The 13,038-nt window shown below is 63.3% G+C and carries 11 protein-coding genes; 3 read left to right on the forward strand and 8 right to left on the reverse strand.

Annotation, left to right across the window (positions count from 1 at the left end; translation table 11 throughout):
* Positions 1–149: 149 nt before the first annotated feature.
* The 8 genes from cmk to gyrA all read right to left on the reverse strand — a co-directional run bounded on the left by cmk (position 150) and on the right by gyrA (position 10,203).
* Positions 150–836 carry a (d)CMP kinase gene (gene cmk / locus VSR82_RS04960; protein ID WP_368586777.1) on the reverse strand — a complete coding sequence of 229 codons (687 nt, stop codon included), beginning with the start codon at positions 834–836 and terminating at the stop codon, positions 150–152.
* A 45-nt stretch (positions 837–881) separates the two neighbouring features.
* Entirely contained in the window at positions 882–2,186 is a 1,305-nt protein-coding gene (aroA, locus tag VSR82_RS04965; RefSeq protein ID WP_429458372.1) for a 3-phosphoshikimate 1-carboxyvinyltransferase, read from the reverse strand.
* Positions 2,187–2,204: 18 nt separating this feature from the next.
* Positions 2,205–3,146 carry a prephenate dehydrogenase gene (locus tag VSR82_RS04970; protein WP_429458370.1) on the reverse strand — a complete coding sequence of 314 codons (942 nt, stop codon included), beginning with the start codon at positions 3,144–3,146 and terminating at the stop codon, positions 2,205–2,207.
* Positions 3,147–3,207: 61 nt separating this feature from the next.
* The gene (gene hisC, locus VSR82_RS04975; RefSeq protein ID WP_429458368.1) at positions 3,208–4,329 is read right to left on the reverse strand and encodes a histidinol-phosphate transaminase; all 1,122 of its coding nucleotides are present in this window, start codon (positions 4,327–4,329) and stop codon (positions 3,208–3,210) included.
* A gap of 81 nt (positions 4,330–4,410) precedes the next feature.
* Positions 4,411–5,490 carry a prephenate dehydratase gene (gene pheA, locus VSR82_RS04980; protein ID WP_429458366.1) on the reverse strand — a complete coding sequence of 360 codons (1,080 nt, stop codon included), beginning with the start codon at positions 5,488–5,490 and terminating at the stop codon, positions 4,411–4,413.
* Positions 5,491–5,553: 63 nt separating this feature from the next.
* Positions 5,554–6,636 carry a 3-phosphoserine/phosphohydroxythreonine transaminase gene (serC, locus tag VSR82_RS04985; protein ID WP_429458364.1) on the reverse strand — a complete coding sequence of 361 codons (1,083 nt, stop codon included), beginning with the start codon at positions 6,634–6,636 and terminating at the stop codon, positions 5,554–5,556.
* Positions 6,637–6,842: 206 nt separating this feature from the next.
* Positions 6,843–7,448, reverse strand: a complete 606-nt coding sequence (locus VSR82_RS04990; protein WP_176105377.1) for a DUF2059 domain-containing protein — start codon at positions 7,446–7,448, stop codon at positions 6,843–6,845.
* A 124-nt stretch (positions 7,449–7,572) separates the two neighbouring features.
* A complete protein-coding gene (gene gyrA, locus VSR82_RS04995; RefSeq protein WP_368586783.1) occupies positions 7,573–10,203 on the reverse strand; it encodes a DNA gyrase subunit A in 2,631 nt (876 codons plus the stop codon).
* Positions 10,204–10,677: 474 nt separating this feature from the next.
* Between gyrA and ompA the strand changes: the two genes are divergently transcribed.
* The 3 genes from ompA (at position 10,678) to gph (ending at position 13,013) form a co-directional block, all read left to right on the forward strand.
* Positions 10,678–11,325: an outer membrane protein OmpA gene (ompA, locus tag VSR82_RS05000; protein WP_026228725.1), complete on the forward strand. Its 648-nt coding sequence runs from the start codon at positions 10,678–10,680 to the stop codon at positions 11,323–11,325.
* A gap of 234 nt (positions 11,326–11,559) precedes the next feature.
* Positions 11,560–12,258 carry a bifunctional 2-polyprenyl-6-hydroxyphenol methylase/3-demethylubiquinol 3-O-methyltransferase UbiG gene (gene ubiG, locus VSR82_RS05005; RefSeq protein WP_368586784.1) on the forward strand — a complete coding sequence of 233 codons (699 nt, stop codon included), beginning with the start codon at positions 11,560–11,562 and terminating at the stop codon, positions 12,256–12,258.
* A 41-nt stretch (positions 12,259–12,299) separates the two neighbouring features.
* A complete protein-coding gene (gene gph, locus VSR82_RS05010) occupies positions 12,300–13,013 on the forward strand; it encodes a phosphoglycolate phosphatase (protein ID WP_184011034.1) in 714 nt (237 codons plus the stop codon).
* The last annotated feature ends 25 nt before the right edge of the window (positions 13,014–13,038 follow it).

The raw sequence follows: 13,038 nt of genomic DNA on the forward strand, positions 1-13,038 counted from the left end.
CCTGGCTCACCGGATCGGTCAGCAACTGCGGCAAATACGCGAACGCCACGCGGGGTTAAAGGGTTAAAAACAACGCTTCGCGACCATCGCGAAGCACCTACCAACAACGGGACTGCCGCTGCTGGCCACTTTTGCGCGACCGTTTTCAGTTACGCATGTGGGACCAGCGCTTCATACCATTGCACCACCTGCTCGACCGCCTGGTCGACCGACAATGCGGAGGTATCAAGCAGCTTTGCATCCGCCGCGGGCTTGAGCGGCGCGGCTGCGCGCTGACTGTCACGCTCGTCGCGCTCACGCAAATCCCGGAGCAAGTCATCTATATTAGCAGAAAATCCTTTTTGGATCAATTGCTTATGCCGGCGCATCGCGCGGGCCTCGACGCTCGCGGTCATGAACACCTTCAGCGCGGCGTCCTGGAAGATCACAGTGCCCATGTCGCGGCCGTCGGCGACCAGCCCCGGTTCCTTGCGAAACGCCCGCTGGCGCGCCACCAGCGCGGTTCGCACCGGCGCGTGCACGGCGATTGCCGAGGCGCGGCTGCCCACATCCTCGGCGCGGATTTCCGTCGATACATCGACCCCGTCCAGCTGCGCGAGCCCCTCGCGAAACGTGATGTGGAGGTCGTCGATCAGTTTGACAAGTGCGTCGACGTCGTCCGCTGCAATGCCATAGCGCAGGCTCGCGAGCGCAGCGAGCCGATACAGCGCGCCGCTGTCGAGCAGGTGAAAGCCGAGGTTGGCGGCCACCATCGCGGCCACTGTGCCTTTGCCGGAGGCGCTAGGGCCGTCGATCGCAATGACGGGCGTCTGGTGAAAGGGACGGGTCGGTTTCATCTAAAAATGTCGCACATCGGGGATTGCACGCAAATCCGGGTTGCATCAGGGTTGTGTGAGCGCGGTGAAGCGCTGGAAATAATCGGGGAATGTTTTGCCGACGCACTTCGGGTCGTTGATGCGGATCGGCACGCCGCCCAGGCTCACGAGCGAGAAGCACATCGCCATGCGGTGGTCGTCGTAGGTGTCGATCGCGGCATTCGGGATCAGCTTTTTGGGCGGCGTGACGACGAGGAAATCTTCGCCTTCCTGCACCTTCGCACCGACTTTGCGCAGCTCGGTCGCCATTGCGGCGATGCGGTCGGTTTCCTTCACGCGCCAGCTCGCGATGTTGCGCAGCGTGCTCGTGCCGTCCGCGAACAGCGCGGCGACCGCGATCGTCATCGCGGCATCGGGGATCAGGTTGAAGTCCATGTCGATCGGATCGAGCTTGCCGTGGTCGTTGCCGACGCCACGCACTTCGATCCAGTCGTCGCCCATCTGCAGGTTCGCGCCCATCTTGATCAGCGCATCGGCAAATCCGACGTCGCCCTGGATGCTCGCGCGGCCCACGCCTTCCACTCTTAGCGGCCCACCGCCGAGCGCGCCCGCGGCGAGGAAATACGACGCCGACGACGCATCCCCTTCCACCATGATCGTGCCCGGCGACTGATACCGCTGCCCCGCCGGCACCACGAACTGGTGCCAGCCGTGGCGCTCGACCTCGATGCCGAAGCGCGCCATCAGCTTGATCGTGATCTCGATGTACGGCTTCGAGATCAGCTCGCCGTCGACCTGCACGGTGGTGACGCCGCTCGCGGTGCGCAGCAGCGGCAGCGTCATCAGCAGCGAGGTCAGGAACTGGCTCGACACGTCGCCGCGCACGCGGATCGGCGCGTCGGCCGTGATCTGGGCGGGACGGATGCGCAGCGGCGGATAGCCTTCGTTCTGCTCGTAGTCGATCTTCGCGCCTATCTGGCGCAGCCCGTCGACGAGATCGCCGATCGGCCGTTCGTGCATGCGTGGCACGCCGTGAATCCGGTAGTCGCCACCGTTCACGGCGAGCGCCGCGGTCAGCGGGCGCACTGCTGTGCCCGCGTTGCCGAGGAACAGGTCGGCCGTGCGCGCGGTGAACGCGCCGCGCGTGCCGGTCACGACGCAGGTGTCGCCGTCGCGCTTCAAACGTACGCCGAGCTTTTCGAGCGCGTCGAGCATCACGCGGGTGTCGTCGGAGTCAAGCAGGTTCGTGATCGTCGTCTCGCCTTCGGCGAGCGCAGCGAGCAGCAGCACGCGGTTCGAGATGCTCTTCGAGCCGGGCAGACGAACCGTGCCGGACGCACGGGAAAAAGGTCCGAGATCGAGGAATTCCATGATGTGTCCAGTTTCCGGTTATTTCGACGCGTCGCCGCTGGCCACGCCAGCCGCGCGCTGCTCCTGCCACTGACTGCGTGCGACGCGCGAGCGCGCGAACACGGCTTCGAGCGCGGCGCCGTCGCCGGCTTCGATCGCCGTGCGCAGGCGCACGAGCACCGCGGTGTACGCGTCGAGCTCATCGAGCAGCGCTACGCGATTGGCGACGCAGACGTCGCGCCACATCTCCGGACTCGACGCAGCGATGCGCGTGAAGTCGCGAAAACCGCCCGCCGCGAACGAGAACTTCAACGCAGCGTCGGGCGAATTGAGGATCTGCTCGACGAGCGCGAACGACAGCACGTGCGGTAAATGACTGACCGACGCGAACACGCGATCGTGCTGCTGCGGCGTCATGTCCCGCACCAAGGCGCCAGTGGCGCGCCACATCGCCGCGACGCGCTCGACCGTGTCCGGCGTATTCTCCGGCAGCGGGCACAGCACGACGTTGCGGTTCACGTACAGATCGGGCAACGCCGCATCGACGCCGCTCGACTCGCGACCGGCGATCGGATGGCCCGGCACGAACTGGCCTATCCGCGCGCCGAGCGCCGCGCGGGCGGCGGCGACCACGTCGGATTTGGTGCTGCCCGCATCGGTGACGATCGTGTTGGCGTCGAGATGCGGCGCGATGCGCTCGAGCAGCGGCTGGGTCTGCGCGACCGGCGCCGCGAGCAGCACGAAGTCCGCGCCCGCGAGGGCGTCGCGCAGCGCGGCGTCGTCGGTGAGTGCCGCGGCACCGTCGATCACCCCGAGCGCTAACGCCTTTTCGCTCGAAGCCGACGACCGTCCGACCCCAACCACCGTGCGCGCCCCGCCAGCCTCGCCGCGTTCACGCAACGCGCGCGCGAGCGATCCGCCGATCAGGCCGACACCGAAAATCACCAGCTTGTTAAAAGAAAACGCGGCCACGTCGCTCACACAATACGGACATTAAGCGCGCCGCTCCTGACGGTCGACGCGCGGGATCAAGAATCAAGGCTTACGCTGCGTCAGTCTCGGCAAGCGTCTTCTCGAGCGCCGCGAGGAACGCTGCGTTTTCCTCCGGCAAGCCGATCGTGATGCGCAGCCACTGCGGCAAGCCGTAGTTGTCGACCGGTCGCACGATCACGGCCTGCTTCAGCAGCGCGAGGTTCACCCGGGCGCCGGCTTTGTCGTCGCTGCCAACGCGCACGAGCACGAAGTTGCCTTCGGACGGCACGTATTCGAGGCCGAGCTTGTCGAACGCCTCCGTCAGAAGCGTATAGCCCTGCGCGTTCAGGGCCGCGCTTTTCTGCAGGAACGCGCTGTCGTTCAGTGCCGCAATCGCCGCGGCTTGCGCGAGCGTATTGACGTTAAACGGTTGACGCAGTCGATTCAGCAAATCGGTCAACCCGGGCTGCGCGATCGCGAAGCCGATGCGCAAGCCCGCAAGCCCGAACGCCTTCGAGAACGTACGCGAAACCAGCAGGTTCGGATAGCGGCGCACCCAGTCGATGGAGTCGTAGCGCTTGTCCGCCGACAGATACTCGGTGTACGCCTCGTCGAGCACGACGACCACGTGGCGCGGTACCTTGTCGAGAAACGCCTCGAGCGTCGGGCCGTCGACGAACGTGCCGGTCGGATTGTTCGGATTCGCGACGAACACGAGACGCGTGTCGTCGTCGATTGCGCCGAGCATCGCGTCGAGGTCGTGACCATAGTGCAGCGCGGGCACGACGATCGCGCGCGCGCCGACGCCTTGCGTCGCGAGCGCATAGACCGCGAACGAATACTGCGAGAACACGACCGCCTGGCCCTTTTCGACGAACGCGTGCGCGGCCAGTTCGAGGATGTCGTTGCTGCCGTTGCCGAGGGTGATCCACTCAGCCGGCACGCCGTAGCGCGCGGCGAGCGCCGCCTTCAGCTCGAAACCGTTCGAGTCCGGATAGCGGCCGAGATCGGCGATCGCCTGCGCCATCGCGTGCTGCGCGGATTCCGGCATGCCGAGCGGATTCTCGTTCGATGCCAGCTTCACGATGCTCGCCTCGTCGAGACCGAACTCGCGGGCCACTTCCGAAATCGGCTTGCCGGCGATGTACGGCGCGATCGCGCGCACATAGGAAGGGCCGAAAGACGCTGTCATGAAAATCTCCGAACGACGATGGATAGTGAAACCTGCTTTCGGGCAACGCACGCGGCGCCGCCCGGACTGCGCTGCCAGCCCTTAGCGGGCGCGCGGATACGAGCCGAGTATTTTCAGGAACGCGGCCTTCTCGCCGAGACCGGCGAGCGCGGCAGCCACAGCCGGATCGTCGCGATGGCCTTCGACATCGATATAGAAGTAGTACTCCCACGTTCCGACGCGCGCCGGACGCGATTCGAAACGCGTCATCGACACGCCGTGGCGCGCGAGCGGCTCGAGCAGCTTGACCATCGCGCCCGGCTCGTTCGCGACCGACACGATCAGCGAGGTCTGGTCGTAGCCGCTCGGACCGGTCAGCTCCTTGCCGATCATGACGAAGCGCGTGCGGTTGTGCGGATCGTCCTGGATCAGCGCGTTGGTGACCTGCAGGCCGTAGTGGATCGCGGCGCGATCGCCGGCGATGGCCGCAACGGTCGAATCTTCGGCCGCCATCCGTGCAGCTTCCGCATTACTCGACACCGCCTGGCGCTCGAGATGCGGCGCATTGGTCGACAGCCAGCGCTGGCACTGCGCGAGCGCCTGCGCATGCGCGCATACGCGCGTGACGCCAGCGAGCCCGTTTTGCGTGAGCAGGTTGTGATGGATCGGCAATGCGAGTTCGCCGCCGATGGTCAGCTGGGTTTGCAGCAGCAGATCCAGCGTGCGCGACACCGCGCCTTCGGTCGAGTTCTCGACCGGCACGACGCCGTAGTCGGCGGCGCCCGCCTCGACCGAGCGGAATACTTCGTCGATCGACGGGCACGGCAGCCCTTCGATCGACTGACCGAAGTACTCGTGCATCGCCTGTTCGCTATAGGTGCCGACCGGCCCGAGGTACGCGGCCTTGATGCTCTTTTCTAGCGCGCGGCTCGCGGCCATGATCTCGCGCCAGATCGCGCTGATGTGCTCGTCGGCGAGCGGCCCGGCGCTCATTTCCTGCAGGCGCGCGATCACCTGCATCTCGCGCTCGGGCCGGAACACCGGAGCGTTGAAATGCTTCTTGACCTCGCCCACTTCGAGCGCGACCGCCGCGCGCTGGTTCAGGAGCGCGATCAGCTGCGCGTCGAGCGCGTCGATGCGATCGCGCAGAGGTTTGAGTCGTGTATTCAGTTCGTCGTCCATGCGTAAAACGGCTCTGCCGGGTAACTGCTGGAAAAGATGCGCACGCCTGCCAGTCAGTGTGACTCAGGCGCTGCGCTGTTCGAATTCCTTCATGTATTCGACAAGCGCTTTGACGCCTTCGAGCGGGACGGCGTTATAAATCGACGCCCGCATGCCGCCGACGGACTTGTGGCCCTTTAGCTGCACCAATCCCCGCGCTTTCGCGCCGGACAGGAAATCTTCGTTGCGCGACTCGTCGGCGAGGAAGAACGGTACGTTCATCCGCGAGCGCGAGCCACGTTCGACCTTGTTCAGATAGAAGCTGCTCGAGTCGATCGTGTCGTATAGCAGCTTCGATTTTTCGAGGTTGCGCGCCTCCATCGCCTGGAGGCCGCCCTGCTTCTTCAACCACTTGAACACGAGCCCGGCGATATAGATCGCATAGGTGGGCGGCGTGTTGTACATCGAGTTGTTCTCGGCGACGGTCTTCCATTCGAACGCCGATGGGCAAATCGGCATCGCGCGATCGAGCATGTCCTCACGCACGATCACGACCGTCACGCCCGCCATGCCGATGTTCTTCTGCGCGCCGCCGAACAGCACGCCGTATTTGGCGATGTCCATTGGGCGCGACAGGATATGCGACGACGCGTCCGCCACGAGCGGAATATCGCCGAGGTCGGGAATCTCGAAGGTTTCGACTCCATGGATGGTCTCGTTCGTGCACAGGTGCACGTAGGCCGGATCGTCCGACAGTTGCCATTCCTCACGCGCCGGCGCGCGGGTATAGCCCTCGGCCGTCTTGCCGGTTGCGGCCAGATGCACGCTGCCGTATTTTTCCGCTTCCTTGAACGACTTCTGCGACCACGAGCCGGTGACGACGAAATCCGCCCGCGGTTTCGAGCCGAGCAGGTTCATCGGCACGATCGCGTTCTCGCCGAGCCCGCCGCCCTGCAGGAACAGGATCCGATGGCTTGCCGGCACGTGAAGCAACTCGCGCAGATCGGTCAGCGCTGCTTCGTGGATCGACATGAATTCCTTGCCGCGATGGCTCATTTCCATCACGCTCATACCACTGCCTTGCCAGTTCAGCATCTCGTCGGCTGCCTGGCGCAGCACTTCTTCGGGCATGGCCGCCGGGCCGGCGGAGAAATTAAAAACGCGCATGTGAGGTCCTGGAAGCGCGCGCGAAGTAACGAAGTCGCGCGGGAATCGGCGAAAAGAACTGCGAAATGGCTCGCCGAAAAAGAAAATGGCCGTCTGCGCCAGTGCGCAAACGACCATTATCGCATTGTCGCCGCCAACCCGCCACGCCGGGTGTCCCAGCGGGCGCGGCGACAGGCCGGCTGATTAGCGCGGCCTGCGAGCGGAACTTACTTGGCCGCCGGCTTGACCGATGCGACTTCCTTGTCGGCCTGGTCACGCGTTGCCTTGATCGATTCCGGCATGTACTTCTGCATCAGACCGTTCACGACGTCGCGGCCAACCTGGTCTTGCACCTGGATGAACTTGCGGCCGGTCGGGCTCTTGTAGAACGTGGTCAGGTCCTTGATTTCCGACACGCTGTAGTACTTCGCGTACGCATCGTACTGAGCTTGCATCGCGTCCTGACGGAAACCGTCGGTTGCGAAGACCTGACCTGCCGCGTCCACCAGCTTCGGCACCGCGTTCTTCTGCAGCGTCGGCACGGCGGCCTGCTTCTGCTTGTCCGTCATCGTCTTGTTCTCGGTCAGCGCGTCCGACAGGATTGCCGGAACGAGCTGCTTGGCCTGCATCTGCGCGCTGTTGCCGATTGCGCCAACCAGCTTCTGCGCGTCGATGGCGTCGAGCAGGTCCTTGATGGCAGCTTGCTTGGCCGGATCAACCGGTGCTGCTGCGGCAGCCGGAGCTGCGGGCGCCTGGTTCTGCAGCGCTTGAGCCATGGCGAAGGTCGGCACGATGGCAGCCAGCAACATCAGTTGTTTGAATCGTTTTTGCATCATTACTCCCTAAGAGAAATTAACTTGAACCGCACGCCGCACGGGAAAGCGTACCGGCCCGATACGCGTTGACCCGGAGCGTAGCTTCAACGTATTAACTGAGACTGAAAGCCGCTGGCAAGGATCAAGCCGCGCCGCCGCCCTCACCGCCGTTATCACCTTCAGCGGAGCCGTCGGAATCGCTTTCCGACTCGCCCTCGGCCTCAGCTACCTGTTGCAGACCGGACAGCTTGGTCCCTTCGTCAAGGCTGATGAGTGTAACACCTTGCGTTGCGCGTCCCATTTCACGAATTTCCGACACGCGCGTGCGGATCAGCACGCCCGTCGTGGTAATGAGCATGATCTGCGCTTCCGAGTCCACGAGCGTCGCGGCAACGACCCTGCCATTGCGCTCAGACGTCTGGATCGCGATCATGCCCTTCGTGCCGCGGCCGTGACGCGTGTACTCGGTGATCGGGGTGCGCTTGCCGAAGCCGTTCTCGGTTGCGGTGAGCACCGACTGCTGCTCGTCGCCGGCCACCAGCAACGCGATCACGTTCTGGCCGTCCTCGAGCTGCATGCCGCGCACGCCGCGCGCCTCGCGACCCATCGGACGCACGTCGTTTTCGTCGAAGCGGACTGCCTTGCCCGAATCAGAGAACAGCATTACGTCGTGCTGGCCATCGGTGATCGCGGCGCCGATCAGGTAATCACCCTCATCGAGACCGACCGCAATAATACCTTTGCGCAGCGGCCGGCTGAATGCCTCGAGCGGCGTCTTCTTTACCGTTCCTAGCGCGGTCGCCATGAATACGAACTTGTCGGCCGAGAACTCCTTGACCGGCAGCACGACCGTAATCTTTTCGCCTTCCTGCAGCGGGAACATATTGACGATCGGCCGGCCGCGCGAATTGCGCGAGCCCTGCGGCACCTCGTAGACCTTGACCCAGTACACACGGCCGCGATTCGAGAAGCACAGGATGTGGTCGTGCGTATTGGCGATGAACAGCGTGTCGATCCAATCGTCTTCCTTCATGGAAGTGGCCTGCTTGCCACGACCACCGCGCTTCTGGGCCCGATATTCGGACAGCGGCTGCGATTTCACGTAGCCCGCGTGCGACATCGTCACGACCATTTCTTGCGGCGTGATCAGGTCTTCGGTGTTCAGTTCGGTTGCGTTCAACTCGATCTTCGAGCGACGCGCATCGCCGAATTCGGCCTTGATCGACGTAAGTTCGTCGACGATGATCGCCGAAATGCGTTCCGGGCGAGCCAGAATGTCCAGCAGGTCAGCGATCTGCGCCATCACATCGCGGTATTCGCCAATGATCTTGTCCTGCTCGAGACCGGTCAGGCGCTGCAGACGCATCTGCAGGATTTCCTGCGCCTGGGTATCGGACAAGCGGTAGAGGCCGTCGGCCTGCATGCCGAACGAAGGGTTCAGCCCCTCCGGACGATATGCTTCGCGACCGCCCGCCGACGCGTTATCCGCCTCGGCGCGCGACAGCATTTCGCGCACGAGCGACGAATCCCACGAGCGCGACATCAGTTCCTGCTTGGCGATAGGCGGCGTCGGCGCGGCCTTGATGAGCGCGATGAATTCGTCGATGTTCGCGAGCGCAACCGCCAGACCTTCGAGCACATGGCCACGTTCGCGCGCCTTGCGCAGCTCGTAGACGGTGCGCCGCGTCAGCACTTCCCGGCGATGCGACAGGAAGCACGTCAGCATTTCCTTCAGGTTCAGGAGCTTCGGCTGACCGTCGACGAGCGCGACCATGTTCATGCCGAACGTGTCCTGAAGCTGGGTCGCCTTGTACAGATTGTTCAGCACGACCTCGGGCACCTCGCCGCGCTTGAGCTCGATCACGACACGCATGCCGCTCTTGTCGGATTCGTCGCGGATGTCGGAGATGCCTTCGAGCTTCTTCTCGTTGACGAGTTCGGCGATACGCTCGAGCAGCGAGCGCTTGTTCACCTGATACGGCAATTCGTCGACGATGATCGCCATGCGCTGCCCGCGGTCGATTTCCTCGAAGTGCGTCAGCGCGCGCATCACGACGCGGCCGCGACCGGTGCGATAGCCGTCGCGCACGCCGGCCACGCCGTAGATGATGCCGGCGGTCGGGAAGTCGGGTGCGGGGATGATCTCGATCAGCTCGTCGATCGTCGCTTCCGGGTTTTTCAGCAGATGCTGACACGCGTCGACGACTTCGTTGAGGTTGTGCGGCGGGATGTTGGTCGCCATGCCGACCGCGATGCCGGACGAGCCATTGATCAGCAGATTAGGGATGCGCGCAGGCAGGATGGCCGGCTCGTTTTCGCTGCCGTCGTAGTTCGGCACGAAGTCGACCGTTTCCTTGTCGATGTCGGCCAGCAGCTCGTGGCCGATCTTCGCCATGCGGATTTCGGTGTAACGCATCGCCGCGGCGTTGTCGCCGTCGACCGAACCGAAGTTCCCCTGGCCGTCGACGAGCATGTAGCGCAGCGAGAAGTCTTGCGCCATCCGTACGATCGTGTCGTAGACGGCAGTGTCGCCGTGCGGATGGTATTTACCGATGACGTCGCCGACGATACGCGCCGACTTCTTGTAGGCGCGGTTCCAGTCGTTGTTCAGCTCGTGCATCGCGTACAGCACGCGCCGGTGCACCGGCTTCAGCCCATCGCGGACATCGGGAAGCGCTCGCCCTACGATTACGCTCATCGCGTAATCGAGATACGAACGGCGCATTTCCTCCTCAAGGGAGATTGGCAGAGTCTCTTTGGCGAATTGATCCATTATCCGTATCTTTTACGTGCGAAAGCGGGGGTTCGCCGCAACTTCGCGTAAGCATTGCAGGCGCAACGCATCACGCGATTCTAACATGCCACGCATCCGCGCCCGACGCAGGTACGTATACATATTAGAGGGGCACCCGCCAACACCTCGCCGATCGCACAATTTCGAGCTCACCAGGCTCGATTCCTGCGTGGGGCCAATTCGCCGCTTAGCCAGCCCGCGGACCGCTCAGACGAAAACATTTGTTGCTCATGCACCACAATTGGAGGGGGATTTGAATGGGGGCAGATTTTTTTTTCGTCGGAAGGGAACGATATGGCAAAATGCCAACGCACAAAGAGTCAGACACTGCTCGAAGTCTACACAGCCGGTTTTTGTTCCGCACCAATGTTATACTTCGAGCAATGTATGACTGGTCATCCGTCAACAGGCTCGCAGTAAACCTGCGGTAATCTCAATTTCGAGAGGAGAAATATGAATAAACTTTCAAAGCTCGCGTTCATTGCAGCTACCGCAGTTATGGCTGCATCCGCCATGGCGCAGTCGGTGCCGGCGTCGCGACAAGCTACCAACGACAACTGGGTGAATGGTACTGGCGAATACGTGTGGATGAACGGCACGAACGAGCTTTGCTGGCGCGATGCATTCTGGACGCCCGCAACGGCTAACGCCAAGTGCGACGGCGCTCTGGTTGCTCAGGCTCCGACCCCGCCGGCACCGGTCGCTCCGGCCCCGGCTATCTCCAGCGAAAAGATTACGTATCAAGCTGATGCGCTGTTCGACTTCGACAAGGCAATCCTGAAGCCGGCTGGCAAGGAACGTCTGAGCGAACTGGCATCGAAGATCCAGGGCATCAACCTCGAAGTCGTCGTCGCTACGGGCCACACCGACCGCATCGGTTCGGACGCTTACAACGACCGTCTGTCGCTGCGTCGTGCTCAAGCTGTGAAGGCCTTCCTGGTCAGCAAGGGCGTCGAAGCCAACCGTATCTACACGGAAGGCAAGGGCCGCCGCAACCCGGTTACCACCGGTTGCAACCAGAAGAACCGCAAGCAACTCATCGCCTGCCTCGCACCGGACCGCCGCGTGGAAGTCGAAGTTGTCGGTACGCCGAAGCAGTAAGCTGGAAATTACCGCAGTATCGAAAGCCCCGCTTCGGCGGGGCTTTTTTTATGTGCGGGTGCCGCGACGTGGTCTGATGCGCGACGGAGGAACACCCCGCTCCGCTACGAGCGGCTCGAAGCTCGAATTGGCAGCCGCTCGCTGGTGCGCTTTTGCCGCTCTTTCTCTTGCCCTATATACTCAGAGTTTATCCTCGAGCGTCCGCTCACCGCTTTCATCGAGGCAGCCTTCGCCATGACCAACGCCGATCCCCACGAACTACAGAAATTCAGCGACCTCGCGCATCGTTGGTGGGACCCGAACGCCGAATTCAAACCACTGCACGAACTGAATCCGATTCGCCTGCGCTGGATCGACGCGCACGCGCATCTCGCCGGCAAAAAGGTGCTCGATATCGGTTGCGGCGGCGGCATCCTGTCGGAATCGATGGCAGGCTTGGGCGCGCATGTGAAGGGCATCGACCTGTCGACTCAGGCACTCGGCGTCGCCGATCTTCACAGTCTTGAAAGCGGTGTAACCGTCGATTACGAAGAAATCGCCGCCGAGGCACTGGCCGCGCGCGAACCGGGCACCTATGACGTGGTCACCTGCATGGAAATGCTCGAGCACGTCCCCAAGCCGGCCGCGATCGTCGAGGCCTGCAAGAATCTCGTGAAGCCGGGCGGCTGGGTGTTTTTCTCCACACTGAACCGCAACGTGAAGTCGTACCTGTTCGCGGTGATCGGCGCCGAATACATCGCGCGCATGCTGCCGAAGGGCACGCACGACTACGCGCGCTTCATCCGCCCGTCGGAACTCGCCGGCTTCGTGCGCGCCGCCGATCTGCGTACGGCCGACATCAAGGGCATCGTGTACAACCCGCTCAGCAAGCACTTCGCGCTGTCGTCCGACACGAGCGTCAACTATATGCTCGCCTGTCGCCGCGACGCCTGACCTGCCAGAACCGCCCCGATCCGCCGTATCCGAAACGAACAATGAGCGACCCGACTCCCCTGCCGCAACGCGAAGACAACGACGACACGCTCGGCTTTTGCCTCGCCGTGCTTTTCGACCTCGACGGCACGCTTGCCGACACGGCGCCCGACCTCGCGGCCGCCGTCAACAAGATGCGCCACGACCGGGGACTCGAGATGGTGCCGCTCGAGAAGCTGCGCCCGCTCGCTTCGGCCGGGGCGCGCGGACTGATCTGCGGCGCGTTTGGCATCGGGCCCGATCATCACGAATTCGCATCGATGCGCGAGGAGTTTCTCGCGAACTACGAAGCGGACCTGTGCATCGAGACGACGCTCTTTCCGGGCATCGCGGAAGTGCTCGATGAACTCGACGCGCGCGGCGTGCGCTGGGGCATCGTCACGAACAAGGTCGCGCGGCTCACCGAGCCCCTCGTCGCGCAACTCGGGCTCGAGGAGCGCGCCGGCTGCGTGGTGAGCGGCGACACGACTCCGCATTCGAAACCGCACCCCGCGCCGCTGCTGCACGCGGCGCGTGAGCTGGACATCGCGCCGGAGCGCGTCGTCTATATCGGCGACGATCTGCGCGACGTGCAGGCCGGTTTTGCCGCCGGCATGAAGACCGTCGCCGCGGCTTACGGCTATTGCGGCAATGACATTCCGCCGACACGGTGGCATGCGCAACACGTGGTGGAGTCGACGGCCGAGTTGCAGACGCTGCTGCGCGACATTGGCTGAGAAAGTCCTGCCACCCAATGCGTGC

It is taken from the genome of Burkholderia sp. JPY481, from assembly GCF_038900515.1.
GTDB classification, from domain to species: domain Bacteria; phylum Pseudomonadota; class Gammaproteobacteria; order Burkholderiales; family Burkholderiaceae; genus Paraburkholderia; species Paraburkholderia youngii.

Excerpts from the sequence above, each read along its gene's own strand:
- cmk (WP_368586777.1), bottom strand. The coding sequence starts at position 836 with ATGAAACCGACCCGTCCCTTTCACCAGACGCCCGTCATTGCGATCGAC.
- aroA (WP_429458372.1), bottom strand. The coding sequence starts at position 2,186 with ATGGAATTCCTCGATCTCGGACCTTTTTCCCGTGCGTCCGGCACGGTT.
- hisC (WP_429458368.1), bottom strand. The coding sequence starts at position 4,329 with ATGACAGCGTCTTTCGGCCCTTCCTATGTGCGCGCGATCGCGCCGTAC.
- pheA (WP_429458366.1), bottom strand. The coding sequence starts at position 5,490 with ATGGACGACGAACTGAATACACGACTCAAACCTCTGCGCGATCGCATC.
- serC (WP_429458364.1), bottom strand. The coding sequence starts at position 6,636 with ATGCGCGTTTTTAATTTCTCCGCCGGCCCGGCGGCCATGCCCGAAGAA.
- VSR82_RS04990 (WP_176105377.1), bottom strand. The coding sequence starts at position 7,448 with ATGCAAAAACGATTCAAACAACTGATGTTGCTGGCTGCCATCGTGCCG.
- gyrA (WP_368586783.1), bottom strand. The coding sequence starts at position 10,203 with ATGGATCAATTCGCCAAAGAGACTCTGCCAATCTCCCTTGAGGAGGAA.
- ompA (WP_026228725.1), top strand. The coding sequence starts at position 10,678 with ATGAATAAACTTTCAAAGCTCGCGTTCATTGCAGCTACCGCAGTTATG.
- ubiG (WP_368586784.1), top strand. The coding sequence starts at position 11,560 with ATGACCAACGCCGATCCCCACGAACTACAGAAATTCAGCGACCTCGCG.
- gph (WP_184011034.1), top strand. The coding sequence starts at position 12,300 with ATGAGCGACCCGACTCCCCTGCCGCAACGCGAAGACAACGACGACACG.